18 protein-coding genes and 1 pseudogene are annotated in these 16486 nt (G+C 63.2%); 14 read left to right on the plus strand and 5 right to left on the minus strand.

Translation table 11 applies throughout. The features are described from left to right. Positions 1-35 precede the first annotated feature (35 nt). Positions 36-518, plus strand: coding sequence for a ribosomal protein S18-alanine N-acetyltransferase (rimI, locus tag JQS30_RS02385; protein ID WP_213171809.1), 483 nt, complete (start codon positions 36-38; stop codon positions 516-518). Beyond that, the gene (tsaD, locus tag JQS30_RS02390) at positions 515-1627 is read left to right on the plus strand and encodes a tRNA (adenosine(37)-N6)-threonylcarbamoyltransferase complex transferase subunit TsaD (RefSeq protein ID WP_213171810.1); all 1113 of its coding nucleotides are present in this window, start codon (positions 515-517) and stop codon (positions 1625-1627) included. The genes rimI and tsaD overlap by 4 nt, the downstream gene beginning before the upstream one ends. Before the next feature lie 287 nt (positions 1628-1914). Here the strand turns inward: tsaD and JQS30_RS02395 are convergent, their stop codons facing one another. Beyond that, positions 1915-3327, minus strand: a complete 1413-nt coding sequence (locus JQS30_RS02395; RefSeq protein ID WP_213171811.1) for a PTS transporter subunit EIIC — start codon at positions 3325-3327, stop codon at positions 1915-1917. 445 nt (positions 3328-3772) lie between these two features. Here JQS30_RS02395 and JQS30_RS02400 point away from each other — a divergent pair. The 5 genes and pseudogenes from JQS30_RS02400 to JQS30_RS02420 form a co-directional block, all read left to right on the plus strand. Continuing rightward, positions 3773-4009: pseudogene (locus tag JQS30_RS02400) on the plus strand (PTS sugar transporter subunit IIB); the annotation flags it as partial. A gap of 214 nt (positions 4010-4223) precedes the next feature. After that, positions 4224-4733, plus strand: a complete 510-nt coding sequence (locus tag JQS30_RS02405) for a PTS sugar transporter subunit IIA (protein WP_213171813.1) — start codon at positions 4224-4226, stop codon at positions 4731-4733. A 53-nt stretch (positions 4734-4786) separates the two neighbouring features. Beyond that, positions 4787-5038, plus strand: coding sequence for an HPr family phosphocarrier protein (locus JQS30_RS02410; RefSeq protein ID WP_213171814.1), 252 nt, complete (start codon positions 4787-4789; stop codon positions 5036-5038). Then, the gene (ptsP, locus tag JQS30_RS02415; RefSeq protein ID WP_246498013.1) at positions 5031-6746 is read left to right on the plus strand and encodes a phosphoenolpyruvate--protein phosphotransferase; all 1716 of its coding nucleotides are present in this window, start codon (positions 5031-5033) and stop codon (positions 6744-6746) included. The genes JQS30_RS02410 and ptsP overlap by 8 nt, the downstream gene beginning before the upstream one ends. Positions 6747-6929: 183 nt before the next feature. Continuing rightward, positions 6930-7433, plus strand: coding sequence for an NUDIX hydrolase (locus JQS30_RS02420; RefSeq protein WP_213171816.1), 504 nt, complete (start codon positions 6930-6932; stop codon positions 7431-7433). 40 nt (positions 7434-7473) lie between these two features. Here JQS30_RS02420 and JQS30_RS02425 read toward each other — a convergent pair whose 3' ends face one another. The 3 genes from JQS30_RS02425 to JQS30_RS02435 form a co-directional block, all read right to left on the minus strand. Next, a complete protein-coding gene (locus JQS30_RS02425; protein WP_213171817.1) occupies positions 7474-7872 on the minus strand; it encodes a type II toxin-antitoxin system VapC family toxin in 399 nt (132 codons plus the stop codon). Beyond that, positions 7859-8119 (minus strand): AbrB/MazE/SpoVT family DNA-binding domain-containing protein, encoded by a 261-nt coding sequence (locus JQS30_RS02430; protein ID WP_213171818.1) that lies wholly within the window; start codon positions 8117-8119, stop codon positions 7859-7861. Before JQS30_RS02430 ends, JQS30_RS02425 begins: the two co-directional genes overlap by 14 nt. A 66-nt stretch (positions 8120-8185) precedes the next feature. Continuing rightward, on the minus strand, positions 8186-9142 hold the full coding sequence (locus JQS30_RS02435) for a DUF3109 family protein (protein ID WP_246498014.1): 957 nt from the start codon (positions 9140-9142) through the stop codon (positions 8186-8188). A gap of 269 nt (positions 9143-9411) precedes the next feature. Between JQS30_RS02435 and JQS30_RS02440 the strand changes: the two genes are divergently transcribed. The 7 genes from JQS30_RS02440 (at position 9412) to JQS30_RS02470 (ending at position 15533) form a co-directional block, all read left to right on the plus strand. Next, a complete protein-coding gene (locus JQS30_RS02440; protein ID WP_213171819.1) occupies positions 9412-10224 on the plus strand; it encodes a sugar phosphate isomerase/epimerase family protein in 813 nt (270 codons plus the stop codon). A 135-nt stretch (positions 10225-10359) separates the two neighbouring features. Continuing rightward, entirely contained in the window at positions 10360-11280 is a 921-nt protein-coding gene (locus JQS30_RS02445; protein ID WP_213171820.1) for a proline dehydrogenase family protein, read from the plus strand. A 414-nt stretch (positions 11281-11694) separates the two neighbouring features. After that, on the plus strand, positions 11695-13086 hold the full coding sequence (locus tag JQS30_RS02450; RefSeq protein WP_213171821.1) for a gluzincin family metallopeptidase: 1392 nt from the start codon (positions 11695-11697) through the stop codon (positions 13084-13086). 193 nt (positions 13087-13279) lie between these two features. Continuing rightward, positions 13280-13489, plus strand: coding sequence for a helix-turn-helix domain-containing protein (locus tag JQS30_RS02455; RefSeq protein ID WP_213171822.1), 210 nt, complete (start codon positions 13280-13282; stop codon positions 13487-13489). 407 nt (positions 13490-13896) lie between these two features. After that, positions 13897-13998, plus strand: a complete 102-nt coding sequence (locus tag JQS30_RS02460) for a 30S ribosomal protein bS22 (protein WP_007465623.1) — start codon at positions 13897-13899, stop codon at positions 13996-13998. A 318-nt stretch (positions 13999-14316) separates the two neighbouring features. After that, positions 14317-15111: a lysophospholipid acyltransferase family protein gene (locus tag JQS30_RS02465; RefSeq protein WP_213171823.1), complete on the plus strand. Its 795-nt coding sequence runs from the start codon at positions 14317-14319 to the stop codon at positions 15109-15111. Between the two features lie 116 nt (positions 15112-15227). Continuing rightward, a complete protein-coding gene (locus JQS30_RS02470; RefSeq protein ID WP_213171824.1) occupies positions 15228-15533 on the plus strand; it encodes a DUF2516 family protein in 306 nt (101 codons plus the stop codon). Positions 15534-15581: 48 nt separating this feature from the next. On the opposite strand, the gene htpX is transcribed toward JQS30_RS02470, so the two are convergent. Next, positions 15582-16427 carry a zinc metalloprotease HtpX gene (gene htpX, locus JQS30_RS02475; protein WP_213171825.1) on the minus strand — a complete coding sequence of 282 codons (846 nt, stop codon included), beginning with the start codon at positions 16425-16427 and terminating at the stop codon, positions 15582-15584. Positions 16428-16486 lie beyond the last annotated feature (59 nt).

The following is a 16486-nucleotide window of genomic DNA, read 5'->3' on the forward strand; positions in this document are numbered from 1 at the left end:
CGCGCCATGTCGGTAGCTGTCTGCGAGCTGCGAGGATGAACGGTACGTCAACCAGTTACCGCATCGAGCGTTTGCGCTGGTGGCACCTTAGGCACATTGCCCATTTGGAGAAGCTGATCTTCGGGGCCGAGGCGTGGACTGACGGCATGTTGTGGGCGGAACTGGCCGCGGGGCACTATTACCGAGTGGCACTACCGTCGAGGCCGGAACCTGGTGCCCAGGATGAAGTGTTGGCCTACGCGGGTTTGGCGTTGGTTCCGCCCGAGGAGGCGTGGATTAACAACATCGCCGTCGCCCCCGCCGCTCGCGGCAGGGGTATTGCGAGGGCGTTGTTGGAGGACCTCCTGTCACATGCTCGTGACCAGGGAATTCAGAGCGTATTGTTGGAGGTCGCCGTCGATAATATGCCCGCCCAGATCCTCTACGATTCATTTGGCTTCGACACTGTCGGAATCCGCAAGGGTTATTATCAGCCGTCGAACACTGATGCCGCTGTTATGAGAATGGAACTGCAATGACCGATATCGTGCCCGCACCGCGACCCGCCGGTTCCGCCGCTGGGCGTTTCGAGAGGTCTCAGCCGCTGGTGTTGGGCATCGAGTCCTCCTGCGATGAGACCGGCGTGGGTATTGTGCGCGGGCTGGACCTGCTGGCCAATGAGGTGGCATCGAGCATGGACCAGCACGCTCGATTCGGTGGTGTCGTGCCGGAGGTGGCTTCCCGCGCTCACTTGGAGGCGATGGTGCCGACCGTGCAGCGGGCGCTACAGACGGCGGAGGTGACATGGGACGACCTCGACGCGATCGCGGTGACGGCCGGGCCAGGTCTGGCCGGGGCGCTCATGGTTGGGGTCGGCGCGGCCAAGTCCTATGCGCAAGCTACCGGCAAGCCGCTCTACGGTGTTAATCACCTGCGCGCGCATTTGGCAGTGGACACGCTCGAACACGGTGAGGTGGAGCCGGGAACGCTGGGCCTGTTGGTCTCGGGTGGACACACCTCACTGCTGTTGATCGAGGATTTGGCGGGTAAGGTCACCGAGCTGGGCGAGACCATCGACGACGCCGCCGGCGAAGCGTATGACAAGGTGGCGCGCATTTTGGGAATGCCTTTCCCGGGTGGGCCGCACATTGACAAAGCCGCCCAGGATGGTGATGCGGAGTATGTGAACTTCCCGCGCGGGCTCACCAGCGGCCGCGACATGCAGCGGCACCGGTACGATTATTCGTTCTCGGGGCTGAAGACGGCGGTGGCCCGGTGGGTGGAGGCGCAGCGGGCCGAGGGCCGCGACATTCCGATCAACCATGTGGCCGCGTCGTTTCAAGAAGCGGTGTGCGATGTCTTGACGCGCAAGGCGATTCTGGCCGCGAAGGAACATGGAGCGGACACTCTGATGCTCGGTGGTGGCGTGGTGGCCAACTCGCGTCTGCGGGCCTTGGCATGGGAGCGGGCCGAAGCGGCGGGTATGCGCGTTCGGCAGCCGCGACCGGCGTTGTGCACGGACAACGGCGCGATGGTGGCTGCGCTCGGTTCGCATTTGGTCGCGGCCGATGTGGCACCGTCTCAACTGGATTTCCCAGCGGACTCTTCTTTGAGTATCGATGTGGTGGCCTTGGCCAACGGCGAATGAGGTTGCCCGCATTGGGGACTAAACCCACGGTTGCGATCTGGGCGGGCTAGAGAGTTTGTCGCCTGGCCAATGCCGATGGACACATGCAAAAGGGGTGGGGGCGAACCGCGACGCGGTTCGCCCCCACCCCTTTTCTTGTCGCCCCTACGGCGGTTTCTCACCTGCCAGGGTTGGTGTTTCGGTGCCCTGAGCCACCGGCTGGCGGGGCCCTGAATTGACGTGAGGTCGCCCTGGGTCTCCATTAGGGAGGTACCGGAATGCCTCAATGCCGCCGGTGGCTAGGGGACCTATTCTCTTGGTTTGTCTCCAGTGTCTCCGTCGGCCTGTGGTGGCGTATCCGTCGCGGATGCCTCGGTGGAAGCAGTGGAGGTAGCCGGGGTTGGGCTTTCGGCCAGCTGACCGTTCTCCTCGGTTCCCTCGGCTGGTTCACGGCCTGGCGTGGGCAGGTTCAGCTTCTTGATCAGGTAGTAGAAGATCAAGAAGTACACGACAAAGTAGATCAAGCCGACCACCAACACCAGCAATGGGTTGCTCGTGTTGGACTTACCGAAGTTGAGTAGGTAGTCGATCAGTCCGGCTGAGAATCCGAAGCCGATCTTGATATTGAGCAGGTCGGCGATGAACATTGACACGCCTGTCATGACCACGTGTATGCCAAACAGCAGCGGCGCGATGAAGATGAACGCGAATTCGACCGGTTCGGTGATACCGGTGACGAACGCCGTGGTACCGGTGGCGATCGCGAAGGACAAGGTCGTCTTCTTGTTCTCCGGTCGTGCCGTGGCCCAGAAGGCCAGCGCGATGGCGGGGATCGCGAACATCATGATGGGGAAGTAACCGGCCATGAACGTTCCGGCGCCTTCTTGGCCCAAGAAGTAGCAGTTCAGGTCACCCGATGCGGTCTGTCCATCCACATTGCATCCGGGAATGGTGAACCAGACGACCGAGTTGATGATGTGGTGTAGCCCGAAGGGCACCAACAGGCGGTTTGCCATGCCGTAGAGCAGGGCGCCGATGCCGCCGTGTGTGGCCATCCAGTCTCCGAAGGCGTCCACCCCGATGGAGGCCATCGGCCACAGGAGACCGGCCAACACGCCGAGCAAGAGTCCGGTGACGGCGGTGGCGATCGGCACAAAGCGCCGGCCACCGAAGAACGACAGCCAGGTGGGCAGCTTGATGCGGTGGTACTTCTTCCACAGGTATGCCGAGAGCAGACCGACGACGATACCGCCGAGCACGCCGGTGGGGTTTTGCATTCCCATGTCGAGGTGGTCGTAGAGTTCGCCGTCGCCGTCTACTGCGGTGATGAGGACGTTGTCGCTGATGCTGGACTCGGCGAACATGATCATGCTGACCGCATGGAAGGACAGGTAGCCGACCAGACCGGCTAGGGCTGCCGAGCCGTCGCCCTTCTTGGCGAAGCCGAAGGCGATGCCGACTGCGAACAGTAGTGGCAGGTTGGTGAATAGCGCGTCTCCGGAGGCGGCCATGACTTTGGCCACGGGGAGCAACCATTCGGCGCGGCCGCCGAGACCGTCGACGCCGAGCATGTCGTCTTGTCCGAAACGCAGCAGTAGCGCGGCGGCGGGCAGGACGGCGATGGGCAGCATGAGGCTGCGTCCGAAGCGTTGGAGAACCGCGAGGGCGCGGGTTCTCCAGGGAGTGGTGGGCCTGGATTTAGTGGAATCGGTGGCGCTCACTTGTTGTCCCTCCTCTGGGCAAGAAGTCGTGGCCGGATTGGATAAGTGCGGATACTACAGAGGTGCGCGTACGAAACCGTGCGGTTAATTGGCTTTCTGGCTGGAGTTTTACGCACACCACGTACATTTGGTAGGTGAGTGTTAACACATGGTGAGGATGCGTGGTGCCAAAGGTGAGTCTAGGGCCGGGAACGGAAAAACCGTGCCAAAATTTTGTTACCTGGTTAACAACTTTCATCGATATAATGTGACCTGATTCACGAATGGCTGACTGATTATGTTCTATCAGTGCTCATAGATGTTTGTAAACCCACCCTAGTGGGCAAATTATCGTCATTGATCTATCATTTCGGCACAGGCACTCCAGCCACTGAAGCACCCGGATTCTGCCCGGGTACGGCTCAACGCGGCGGTATTCCGTGCGTAGGCCGAGGGGAAGGGAAGACAGAAAATGGATAAAGCTGAAGCGATCGTCAAAGCCCTAGGCGGCAGCGCGAACATCCTCGAAATCGAGCCGTGCGCGACCCGGCTACGTACCGAGGTCGAGGACGAAACCCTGGTCAACGACGCAGCGCTCAAAGCCGCTGGAGCCTATGGCGTGATGCGGGCGGGCACCGTCATTCAGGTTGTCGTCGGGCCCGAGGCCGATGTCATCGCCTCCGATATCGACGACATCCTCTAAGCGCAAACGCCGCATACCGCCGCCTCGCACCGCACGGGATTGACCCCGCAATGGCCCAACCGTCGTGCTCAGTGGGACGTTCCAGCCCTGCTTAAATGAGCACAACTGCGCAGATTGTGCGCGAAACAGGGCTTGAGCAGCGGTCATGCTGAGAGGTTTACTCGTAGCGGCGATGACACGGACTCATATCCCAAACCCAGCACAAGGAGCTGCCGTGAGTGAAATCTTGGCCCCAGTCTCAGGCACCGCCGTCGATCTATCGGCGGTCGACGATCCGGTGTTCTCCCAGGGCATGGTCGGCCCCGGGGCCGCCGTCGAACCGAACTTCGAACCCGAGGTCGCCGCTGTACGCGAACCGCAGGGAGGTGAGGTGCCCAAGGACGTCACGAGCGAGGCTGTGTCTCCCATCGGCGGCACCATCGTCAAGCTGCACCCGCACGCCTTTGTCGTCGCGGGTACGCATGGCCATGGCGTCCTGGTTCACCTTGGTATCGACACCGTCGACCTCAAGGGCGAGGGTTTCGAGCTCCTGGTGCGTGAAGGGGAGACCGTCACCGCCGGACAAGCCATCGTGCGCTGGAGCCCGGCCGCGGTGCGTGCCTCCGGCCGCTCCGCCGTATGCCCAGTCATCGCGCTTGACGCGGACCCGAGCGTCGTCACCGACCTGGCCTCGGGCGAGATCAACACTGGCGAAGCGCTTTTCACCTGGTCTGACGCCACCTGATCCGCCCCACCTACCCAACGCCGATAACCACACACCAGTACCAAGAGAGGTCCATGATGGCGCAACGCGAAATTAAGGTCGCCCTGGAAGTAGGGCTGCATGCCCGGCCCGCCGCCCAGTTCGTGCAGCTGGCCGCCGCCTCCGATTCTGAGGTGACGGTCGCGAAAGCCGGTGGTGAGGCCGTCAACGCCAAGAGCATGCTCTCCGTGCTTAGTCTTGACGTCCGTCATGGCGACACCATCACCATCACCACCGATGACGCCGAGGCGCTGGGACACATCGAAGAGCTGGTCACCAGTGCCTAGGTCGGCTGCTTCCGGATCAGATGGACTCGTGGGCATCGGCGTCTCCCCCGGGATCGCGTTCGCCCCCCTCAAACGTATGGCGGAGCCGATAGCGGCTCCCGAGGCGAGCCTGCGCCACGCTGGCGACGCCGAGGCGGAGCAACACCGCCTGACCCAAGCGCTCCACGCCGTCGCCACCGAGCTGGAACGGCGCTCCGAACAGGCTCGGAGCGCTGGCCGTGACGATGCCGCCGACGTGCTACAAGCCCAGGTCATGATGGCCTCGGACCCCGGCCTGCCCGAAGGAGCGGGGGCCATGATCCGGCAGGGGAAGGCCGCTGAGCGCGCCATCTTCGACACGTTCAACACCTTCCGCGACATGATCACCTCCGCAGGCGGGTACATGGCCGGGCGAGCAGCCGACCTCGACGACATCCGCGACCGAGTGGTGGCCGTGCTGACCGGTGCGGATATGCCCGGCATCCCCGAATCCGACGAGCCGTTCATTTTGGTCGCCCATGACCTGGCTCCGGCCGACACCGCCGGGATTGACGCGGACCTTGTCACGGCCCTCGTCACCGTGCAGGGAAGCCCCACCAGCCATACGGCCATCCTCGCTCGCACCATGGGCATCCCGGCCGTCGTCGCCTGTGCCTCCGCCGCCGAGCTGGAGGAAGGCGTTCAGCTGCTGGTTGATGGCAGCTCGGGCACGATCAGTGTCGACCCCGACGAGCAGCAGGTGGCTCAGGCTCGCGAAGTCGACCGACTGCGGCTGGCCGCCATCGCCGAATCCACCGGACCCGGAGCGACCGCCGACGGTCACCGGGTGCAATTGCTGGCCAATATCGGTGGACCCGACGACGTCGCGGCCGCGGTGGCCAATGGAGCCGAAGGGGTCGGTCTCTACCGCACCGAGTTCCTTTACCTCGACCGCGTCGACGAGCCCACTCTCGAAGAACAACGCCACGCCTACCATCAGGTCAGCGTGGCCTTTCCCAACGGAAAGGTTGTGGTGCGCACGCTCGACGCCGGGGCCGACAAGCCGCTGGCGTTTATCCCCACCGCCGAAGAGCCGAACCCGGCGCTGGGGGAGCGGGGTCTACGTCTGGCGCACACCCATGCGCAGCTGTTGGCAGACCAACTCGAGGCCCTGGGGCAAGTCCACGAAAATGATCCGGCCGAGCTCCTGGTCATGGCCCCGATGGTGGCTGACGTGGACGACGCGGAATTTTTCACCCGCGCCGTTCGCAACGCCGGCCTCAATCAGGCCGGGATCATGGTGGAGGTCCCCTCGGCCGCGATTCGAGCCCGGGACCTGGCCGACATCGTGGACTTCTTTAGCATCGGCACCAATGACCTCGCCCAATACACTTATGCGGCAGACCGGCAGGTCGGAAACCTCGCCGCATACCAAAACCCTTGGCAGCCAGCGCTGCTAGATCTCATAGCGATGACGGCCCGCGCGGCCGCTGAGGCCGAAAAGCCATGCGGAGTGTGCGGTGAGGCCGCCTCTGACCCGGTGCTGGCGTGTGTGCTGGTCGGACTCGGGGTCACGAGCCTGTCGATGTCTGCCCCGGCCCTGCCGATGGTCAGAGCCGCCTTGGCTCGCCACGACCTGGCACAATGCCGGGCGGCGGCTGAAGCGGCCCTCGGGGAGCGGGACGCCGAAGCGGCCAACGCGGCGGCTAAGGAAGCTCTGCCAGCCCTGATGGAGCTGGGGCTGGCTTAAGTGGCCGGCAAGTGGGCCTGGCTTGAGTGGGCTCTTGCCTAAGTAGGGGTCGGTCTGGGGAGACCTGGCCCGAGATGGGCTCTTACCGAAGAGTCGACCATGGGTGAGGCCGTTGGCCCGAAACCGAAATCGGACCTGCGTCGTAGGTTGGCCAGCAGGCGTGTTCTCACTAGGATCGGCGGTATGGAAACGCCTCCCGCCCACCTCGAATACCGCCCGTCCGCCCGCATCATCCTGGCCAACCGTCGCGACGAGATCTTGCTGTTCAACGAGAACCACCCGGTCAAGGGTCCGCTGTGGTTCACCGTGGGCGGCCGTTTGGAACCGGACGAAACTCCCATGCGGGCCGCCGTGCGCGAGTTGAAGGAAGAGACCGGCCTGGTGGTGGCGCCGGATCGACTCGGCCAGCCCATCGCCACGAGCAGGGGCGAGTGGGAGTATCGCGGGCGTCAGCTGTGGAGCTACGACACGTTCTTCTTCCTGCGGGTCGATGAGCTAGAGGTCGACGACTCGGGAATGGAGGACTATGAGTTCGAGCAGATCGCGTCGCATCGCTGGTGGCCGGTCGGTGAGCTGGAGACCACGACCGCGCTGATCTTCCCCGGCGAGTTCGCGTGGCTGGCGCGGAGACTCGTCTCCGGCGAGACCTGGGACGAGCCGGTGAAGCTACCCTGGTTCGTCGCCTAAGCAACTCGAAGGGCTCGCCGATGAGCCTTTGAGCGGAACGCTATGTCAACAGTCGCATGCCCGCGTTGTTGGCGGCACCTTTGTCGAACGTGACCGTGTCGGAACATCCCGCGTCGTGGTTGCGAGCCGTGATCAGAGCATCGGCAAAACCGGCTCCGTCTTGTGCGGCCTTCAGCGCGGTGCGTACGAGATCCGCGCGCTCAGCCACGATCTCGCGGGCATCGATCAGCCGCGCCATGGCGCCGGTAGCCTCGTCGACGGAGTAGGCATAGCCGCGCTTGCTGGTAAGAACCCAGTAGAGCTCTACCAACACGATGTGACTGATGTATCCGGGCCGTTCTTCGGACAGTGTCTCGATGCTCCGCGCGGCGATCTCACTTCGCTTGGGATCGTCGTTGGTCAAGAATCGAACGAGAACGTTGGTGTCAAGTCCGATCAACGTCGAGGCCTTCCAGCGCGCCGTCGGCGACGGCCGCATCCATCTGTGCTTGGCTGAGAGGCCGTGGCGGGGGCTTCAGAATGCCCCGCAGCGAGGAGATCGAGGGCTTCGCCGTAGTCGGAATCATTTCGATCGTCCCGTGGTCGGTCTCTTGAAAGTCGATCCGGACGCCTTGGGACAACCCGTGCTGCTGCCGCAGCTTATAGGGGATCGTCACTTGTCCCTTACTGGTAATAGTGGCTTCCATCGTTCCTCCTTACTTAAGTGTAAGGAATATGTGGGCGCGGGGCAAGCTTTTCGCCCCCTCCCACGGTCAATCCTCGCGCACCGCCTCTGCCTCGGCCAGCTCCTGGTTCGCCTGCACAGTGGCCGGATGCGGCGCGACCAGACCCATCTTGGCCCGTTTTTGGCACAACTGGGCCAGTCGGTCATACGCGGCCTTGCCCAGCATCGCGATCAACTCGTGCTCGTAGGACTCCCACACCGGCTTGCTCGCCGTATGCGCCAAGGGGGAGCCGGTGCACCACCAGTCGAAGTCGTGCCCTCCCGCGCCCCAGGAACGGCGGTCGAACTCGGTGATCCACGTGACCTCGATGTCCGTGCCGTCGGCCTTGGACTCGGTGGTGAAGTCCCGCTTCACCGGCAACTGCCAACACACCTCGGGCTTGTAGTCCATCGGGTGGACTCCATCGCGTAGCGCTTGCGCGTGCAGGGCACACCCCTTCCCGGCACCGAAGCCCTCCCGGTTGAGAAAGATACAGCCCCCGTCGACCACGGCGGTCTTCTTGGCGGGCTCTTCCTCCCCCTCGTCGTTCTCCAGCGTGTCGTCCTCAATCGTGTCGGCGAATCGCTTCGTGTGGTACTGCCACGTCTGTGGCGTCAGCCGCTTGACCGCCTGCCGGACCCGCTTGATGTCGGCCTTGTCAGTGTAGAAAGCCCCGTGCAGGCAGCACCCGTCCTCGGGCTGCTTGTCGCTGATCCCCGGACAGCCGTTCATGAAGATGCAGCCCCAGCTGGACATCAGCCACGTCAAGTCCGCCCGTACCACTGTCTGTGGGTCGTCGGGATCGGTGAACTCGACCCATTCGCGGTCGAAGTCCGGGTCTACCTCTTGCTTGGTGGGGTGATGCAGGGGCCTCAGGCCCAAATCGGGGCGGTCCGCCGCCGCGTCGGCCCCCTCGGCCTGGCCCGGGACTGTGCCCTTCGGCTCAGCCGTTCGTCCACGTGCCGATTTTCGCCCCATGATCACTCCCCGCGCATTATTGCTCACCCGACAAATTTACTCCAAGCAGACATATTGACGTGCCCGGCCGCTCATTCACGTTACGGAAACGCCACCCCGCCACGAGGGCGGGGCAGACCACTGCTGGCTATGCGCCCCGGGCTTCACCAGCGCTAGCCTCACACGTTTGGGCCCGCGCGAAGCAGCGGAGGCGGCCGGGTCGGTACCCACCTGAAAAGTCTGCGAGTTTCTCAAGTTACCGCGCGTTGCCCCGCCGCTTTGGGGCCCGTTACCTTCGGCGCGTATTCTTGGTCACGATGACTGCAAGTGAGGCGCCACCCGTGTTGCTGTCAACGACCTCGGTTTACCCCGAGCCGACTCCGGTGGCGTTTGAACTAGCCCGCCGACTCGGTTACGACGGAGTCGAGCTCATGGTGTTCACCGACCCGGTCAGTCAAGACGCCGCGGTGATCAAACGCCTGAGCGACCACTACGGGGTCCCCGTCGGGGCCGTGCATGCCCCTTGCCTACTCATGACACAGCGCGTGTGGAGCCCCGACCCGTGGCATCGCCTGCGTCGCAGTGTGGAGATGGCCGACCACCTCCATGCGCCCATGGTGGTCGTACACCCGCCGTTTACCTGGCAAAAGGAATACGCGCGGCGCTTTCCCATCGTGCTCGACGAGTTGGAGAGCCTCTTTCCTCACATCACCGTGGCGGTGGAAAACATGTACCCGGTGAAAATGGGAAAACGAAAATTGCGGCCCTACACCCCCCACTGGGACCCGACTCGGCGCGGGCACAACGCCTACACGTTGGACTTTTCCCACTGTGCCGCCTCAGGGGCCGATGCGATGGAGATGGCCCAGCGTATGGGGGAGAAACTGCGCCACATCCACCTGACCGACGGCACGAAACCCGGCCTGGACGAACACTTGATCCCCGGTCGCGGAAACCAGCCGTGCGCGCGATTGCTGCGGCAGCTAGCCCTCCAGGGCTGGGACGGGGCGATCACGGTCGAAGTGTCCACCCGCAAATCCGGCTCCCGGTTGCAGCGGGAAGCCGACTTGGCCGAATCGCTGGAATTCGCCCGGGAGGCGATGGCCATCCAGCGGTTGCCCAGCCCCTAGCGAGCCGGTCGCAGTTCCCATCTGGTGGATCTATCAGCGGTCTCAACGTCACAAATGTGAGTTTTATCTGGTAGGTAGCTAACAGTTTCATCTACCCTATCGACAGTCAAACGGTGAGATGGCTACTCTGCCTATATGCTGCGATCTGCAATTCTAGCCGCTGCTCGGTCATCGAAGATTGAGCGCCTCGTCGGTACCGCCCCGCTTAGCCGGTCGGTGGTTCGGCGCTATGTCGCTGGAGAAACCACCGCCGATGCCTTGGCCGCCGCCCGCGCCCTTGCCGCCGACGGCCTGCTGTCCACCCTTGACTACCTCGGTGAAGACACCCTGGACATGGCTCAGGCCGAGTTCACCCGGGACGAGTACCTGCGGCTGCTGCAGGCGCTGAAGGAAGAGGGTTTGGCCGAGACCACCGAGGTCAGCGTGAAGCTGTCCGCGCTGGGCCAGGACATCGACCCCGAAGCGGCCTACCGGCACGCTTCCGAAATCTGCGAATCGGCCGCGAAGGCCGAAACGACGGTCACCGTCGACATGGAAGACCACACGCGCACCGACTCCACCTTGGAGATCCTCGGACGCCTGCGGGCCAACTTCCCCGACACCGGTGCCGTCCTCCAGTCCTACCTGCGCCGCACCGAGGACGACTGCAAGGACCTGTCGAAAGAGGGCTCCCGCGTGCGTCTGTGCAAGGGCGCGTACAAGGAGCCCGAGTCGGTCGCCTACCAAGGCAAGCTCGATGTGGACCGCTCGTATGTGCGCTGCATCAACGCCCTCATGGCCGGAGAAGGCTACCCGATGCTGGCCACCCATGACCCGCGCCTGGTGGAAATCGGCATCGACCGCGCCAAGTGGTTCGACCGCGACAAGGACTCCTTCGAGTTCCAAATGCTCTATGGCATTCGTCCCGAAGAACAGCTGCGCCTAGCCGCCGAAGGCTACCGGGTTCGCTGCTACGTCCCCTACGGGGACCAGTGGTACGGCTACCTCATGCGCCGTTTGGCCGAAAGGCCGGCAAACGTGTCCTTCTTCGCGCGCTCTCTGGTAAGCAGGAAGTAAGCGAAGGCTTAGACCACCTCGCGCACCCTGTAAGACGCCGCCGCCATGAGGCGGCTAGCGCGAGTAGACGACGACGAAGCCGCCGCACACAGGCGGCCCGTGGTATGTGACCCTCCCCGGATCGGCACAGATTGGGGAGGGTTTTCATTGTGACAAACCAGTATCGTGGGAGTTGTGACTCACCACCCCGGACCTCCCCATGGAGCGCCGCCCCCGCAGGGTCCCCAACCACCTGGGCCGCCCGCTGGGCAACCCCACGTGCCGCAACAGCGTCCTCCCGCTGAGAGCCAGAGCTACGCGGGCCCGGCCATGAACCCTCCCCAGCCTCCGATCCAACCGGCGCAGCCGCAATACCAGCAGCCCGGCCACCCGGGCATGGCATCGCCACAGCCACCGCAAGGAACACATCCGGGGATGTCACCGGGCGGTCACGTGGGCCCAGGCATGTACCCCGGCGGCTACCCGGCCGGACCGCCCCCGCGCACAGGCGGCTCCAAGGGCCTCGTGGCGATCCTGGCGGTCGTGGTGTTGGCCGCATCGGTCTTCGGCGGCGCGCTGGCCTCCGGCTGGCGACCCATCGACATGGAACCGGACCGGGGCACTTTCGAAGCCGGAGCGATCCTGCCCGGGGAAGGCACGATCCCCAGCCCGGGCCCAGACTCGACCCTGCAAGAACGCATCGACTACTTCGAAGAGCAGGCCGAGCTACGCCTTGAGGCCCATGGCGAATCGCTCGTCTCCGGCAGTCTGGAAGGCTGGCTGGCCGCCTTCGACCCCACGTTGCACTCGTCGATGTCCGGTCGCTACGAGACGTTGCAGGCGATGGATGTCAGCCAGTTTGACTACCGGATCACCTCCGGACCGCACGAGGACACCTCGGGCCCGGTGGAGACCTATGACGTCTCGGTGGCGGTCAGCTACTGCTTTGTGGTTCCCGCCGGGGAATGCATCCCCACCGACACGGCCATGGAGACGGTCTGGAGCGAGACGGACGCGGGCTTCGTCATCATTGAGATGAAGGAGTCCGACCACAGCCCGCGTGGTCCGCACCCGTGGGAAGCCGACGACTTGGTCGCGGCGACCGGCGAACGCACCGTGGTGGCACTTCCCTCTCACATGGAAGAACATCTGGACTTCACCTTGCAAGAAGCCGAGAGCGCTGCGGCCCTAGTCGATCAGTACGCGGTGTGGGAACCAGTGGAGCGCTACGTGCTTTATGTGGCCGGGGACGACGAATTCGATCGCTGGTTCGGCGGCGACATGGGTGACAACGTGGTCGGGTACGCGTTGGGCCTGGACGGTACCTATCAAGGCACGCTGCAAGAGACGACGATGCCCACGGTGGTGGCGGTCGATCGCACCGGTTGGGGCGAGGAATTCATCTCCACGGTCCGCCACGAGTTGGCCCATGTGGCGACACTGCACCGAGCTGACTCGACCCGCAACTACCAAGAGACTTGGTGGATGGTCGAAGGAATCGCCGAGTACATCGACTATGAGGGCCCGGTCGGTAACTACCCACGCCTGCAAGATGTTTCGGGGTTCGTCAATGATGGCGGTTGCAGCAGCGACATCCCGCCGCCGAGCAACAGCGACTCGGCCCTGGCGGGCTCAGGTTCCTACGGCTGCGCGTTTCTGGCTGTGACTTATATGGTCGATGAATACGGCCAGGATGACTTCTTGCAATGGTTCGGTGAATCGGTACGCGAAGGCAAGAGCCCGTCGCGAAGTGCCGAGGACATATATGGGAAATCATCTTCTGAATTGATGGAAGAAATTACGCGATACATACAGGAAACTGTCTGAAATTGACTATTGCCCGCTGTGGCTGACTGCCGTAACATGAGCAACACCCCAAACGGTAGAGGCAGTCGTCACAGAGAAGTTACGTACTCCCCTCTCGGGGTAATTGCCTGACCAATGGGCGCACCACTCCCGGTGCGCTCCCTGACACCGGTCCCCTCTGATGCCAGGTGGCACCAAAAGAACGGTGAGATATATGAATGAACCCAGCAAGATTCTCGATGAAGTCAAGTTTCTGACAGTCTCTGAGGTCGCTGAACTGATGCGGGTCTCCAAGATGACTGTCTATCGCCTTGTCCACTCCGGGGACTTGCAGGCGGTGCGAGTCGGCCGCTCCTTCCGAGTGCCCGAAAGCGCAGTGGAGGATTACCTCTCCGGCGCGCTTGACTCTACCGCGAAAGAATAAGCACCCGCTCGATCACGATAAGAAGTCTATGAACACATGAAGAGCCGATGGGCGTTCTCGTTGCATCGTTGACTTCGGCTAACGGTGTCCCTCGCGGCCGTTCGGCTCTATTTCCAGGAGAAGAACCTCCAAGCACCCTGATATACCACCTCGGCCGACCCGGTGAATCATTCCCGGGTCGGCCGTTTTGCCTCCCTGTGCAGGCGGAACTATCGTCGCGGGTGCCCCGCTGGTAGCTCGGATGGCGGCCGCGCATCCAGCAGGGCGGCAGCGGCCTGACCGGCCCACTAGAGCCTGCCCTGTGATGTGATGGGCTACCTACCGGCCCTGCGAGTGGCCCCATGGGCGGGGCACGTTAGCCTAGTGGGGTAGAAAGTTTTCCTAGTTTTGATCTGTGAGGTACCTCTATGGGCTCGGTCGTCAAGAAGCGGCGTAAGCGCATGGCAAAGAAGAAGCACCGTAAGCTGCTTCGTAAGACCCGCGTGCAGCGTCGTCGTCTCGGCAAGTAGCCCTCACGCTCGACCTCGCCGATAACTGCGCTCATCACCGAATCGCCCCAGCCACCGGCTGGCGCGATTCGCGCCGGTGAGCGCATTTGTCTGCCCAAAAACTCTCAGCGGCACCGCATAGCCGCGATCCTATGGCCACCTTGCGCAGGCGCGACCGCGCCGACTATGTGCGCCCCAAGCCCATCAGCGCCACCCCATCAAGGTGGACCCGGTGGTAGCCGCGCGTGGAATTTCGTTCTCGTCCGCAAGTAGTGATACCGTCACTATAAGCGCGTAAGCCGTTGTCAGGCACCACTCTCAGGGCAGGTAGGCCGCCGCATGAGCAACCCTTTCGATTCGGCTCCGATGCGAGACCGTTTTGATCCCGAACTGACCGAACACCTCGCGTTGCCCATCTTGCGACAGCTGTACAACAACTGGTTTCGGGTCACGGTCAACGGCATCGACAATCTGCCCGAAGAAGGGCCCGTCCTGCTGGTCGCCAACCATTCGGGGACCATCGCCGTGGATGCGATGATGCTCATGGTCGCCGTCCACGACGAACCCGAGAAGCCGCGCCATCTGCGCCTCCTGGGCGCCGACTTCATGCTAAATACGCCCATCGTCGGGCAAGCCGTGAAACGGTTCGGCGCTACCGTGGCCAACCCGAAGGACGCTCTTGAGCTGGTGCAACGCGGTGAGGCCATCGGTGTGTTCCCCGAGGGCACCAAGGGCACCGGAAAGCCCTTCGCGCAACGCTATCGGCTGCAACGTTTCGGGCGCGGCGGGTTTGCCGCGCTCGCCTTGCAAACCGGCACCCCGATCATTCCAGTGTCCATTATGGGGGCTGAAGAGATATACCCGCTCATTGGCAATATGCCACGATTGGCCCGCAAACTAGGACTGCCGTACTTCCCAGTGACGCCAACGTTCCCGTTTCTGGGCCCCTTGGGTTTGGTTCCGCTGCCGACGAAGTGGACAATCGAATTCGGCAAGCCGGTGGAAACGGCCGGGGCCGAATATGACGCGCACTCGGCGCGAGACGTCTTCGCATTGGCCGATTCGGTCAAGAAGACCATCCAGGCGACCTTGGACGGCCTACTAGAACAGCGCGGTTCCATCTTCGGGGACTGAGGCGCACCCAAGACGGCGGCCCGCGCCACGGGGCGCTGAGCGCCATACGGCCCTTGAATCGCATCGGGCTGTCGCGACCTAGTCGCACCCGCGAATCAGTACGTTAGAGTAGGGCCATGGTAGAAGCAGCACCATTCGCCCTCCAAGTCTATGCCTGGACCATGTTCCTGATCAGCGGCTTGTCGGGTCTGCTGGCGATCGGAGCCGCTTTGCACTGCGCGGTGCAAAAGAACGAGGTTTTCGGCGCGATCGGCACGATCTCCAAGGGCACATGGCTGGCCGTCCTCCTCATCCCCGCCGTCTTGGCCATGTTCCCCACCGGCCTGGCGTTTATCTTCGGCCTGATCGCCTTGTGCGCGGCATTGGTCTACCTACTGGATATCCGCAAGGGCATCAAGGAAATAGGCCAAAACCCCTACTAGGACATGACACAGGGCCTCCGCGACATCGCAGAGGCCCCACGCGGTCGGTTAGCGGATACCCCGCGACATAGCCTGCAAGCGCTGCACCCGATCTTCGGTCGGCGGGTGGGTACGAAACAGGTTCGCCATCCCGCCACCCCGCAACGGGTTCGAAATCATCAGATGCGCCTCCGAGGCTGCCGGAGAGTCAGCGCGCATGGGGACCTGGTCCACGCCCCGCTCGATCTTCTTTAGCGCGCTAGCCAAGGCCATCGGGTCGCCGGTCAGCTCGGCCCCCGATTTATCGGCCTGGTATTCGCGGCTACGGCTGACACCCATGCGGATGATGCCCGCCGCCATTGGGGCCAGCAGCATCAAAGCCAGGATGACCAGCGGATTGCCACCGCCGCGTCCCATCGCGCCCCGGAAGTACAGGATGTACGTCAGCGAGGTGATCATGCTGGCCAGGGCTCCGGCCACCGAGGAGATGAGGATGTCGCGGTTGTAGACGTGGGACAGTTCGTGTCCAATGACGCCCCGCAGTTCGCGGGGGCTGAGGATGCGCAGAATACCTTCGGTGACCGCGACGGCCGCGTTTTGCGGGTTGCGTCCGGTGGCGAAGGCGTTCGGTTGTTGAGTGGGCGCGATATAGAGCCTCGGCATCGGCTGGTTGGCCTTATGCGACAGTTCGCGCACCATAGCGTACAGTTCCGGGGCCTGATACTCGGTGACCTCGCGGGCCTGCATCGCCTTGATGGCCAGCTTGTCGGAGTTGTAATAGGCGTAGCCGTTAATCCCCAACGCCAGCACGGCGGCGATGATGACACCGGTGGTCCCGCCCAGCAGGGCCCCGATTCCAATCACGATTCCGGACAGCGCTCCGAGGAGGACTGCCGTCTTCAAGCCGTTTCGCATATGACAAACGTACAGGTCAAAGCTGAAAAAATCTTGAGTGTGATATGGCCTAGGCGGTG

Source organism: Natronoglycomyces albus (assembly GCF_016925535.1).
Taxonomy (GTDB): domain Bacteria; phylum Actinomycetota; class Actinomycetes; order Mycobacteriales; family Micromonosporaceae; genus Natronoglycomyces; species Natronoglycomyces albus.

Excerpts from the sequence above, each read along its gene's own strand:
- rimI (WP_213171809.1), top strand. The coding sequence starts at position 36 with ATGAACGGTACGTCAACCAGTTACCGCATCGAGCGTTTGCGCTGGTGG.
- tsaD (WP_213171810.1), top strand. The coding sequence starts at position 515 with ATGACCGATATCGTGCCCGCACCGCGACCCGCCGGTTCCGCCGCTGGG.
- JQS30_RS02410 (WP_213171814.1), top strand. The coding sequence starts at position 4,787 with ATGATGGCGCAACGCGAAATTAAGGTCGCCCTGGAAGTAGGGCTGCAT.
- JQS30_RS02420 (WP_213171816.1), top strand. The coding sequence starts at position 6,930 with ATGGAAACGCCTCCCGCCCACCTCGAATACCGCCCGTCCGCCCGCATC.
- JQS30_RS02430 (WP_213171818.1), bottom strand. The coding sequence starts at position 8,119 with ATGGAAGCCACTATTACCAGTAAGGGACAAGTGACGATCCCCTATAAG.
- JQS30_RS02440 (WP_213171819.1), top strand. The coding sequence starts at position 9,412 with ATGACTGCAAGTGAGGCGCCACCCGTGTTGCTGTCAACGACCTCGGTT.
- JQS30_RS02445 (WP_213171820.1), top strand. The coding sequence starts at position 10,360 with ATGCTGCGATCTGCAATTCTAGCCGCTGCTCGGTCATCGAAGATTGAG.
- JQS30_RS02450 (WP_213171821.1), top strand. The coding sequence starts at position 11,695 with ATGTCACCGGGCGGTCACGTGGGCCCAGGCATGTACCCCGGCGGCTAC.
- JQS30_RS02455 (WP_213171822.1), top strand. The coding sequence starts at position 13,280 with ATGAATGAACCCAGCAAGATTCTCGATGAAGTCAAGTTTCTGACAGTC.
- JQS30_RS02460 (WP_007465623.1), top strand. The coding sequence starts at position 13,897 with ATGGGCTCGGTCGTCAAGAAGCGGCGTAAGCGCATGGCAAAGAAGAAG.
- JQS30_RS02465 (WP_213171823.1), top strand. The coding sequence starts at position 14,317 with ATGAGCAACCCTTTCGATTCGGCTCCGATGCGAGACCGTTTTGATCCC.
- JQS30_RS02470 (WP_213171824.1), top strand. The coding sequence starts at position 15,228 with ATGGTAGAAGCAGCACCATTCGCCCTCCAAGTCTATGCCTGGACCATG.
- htpX (WP_213171825.1), bottom strand. The coding sequence starts at position 16,427 with ATGCGAAACGGCTTGAAGACGGCAGTCCTCCTCGGAGCGCTGTCCGGA.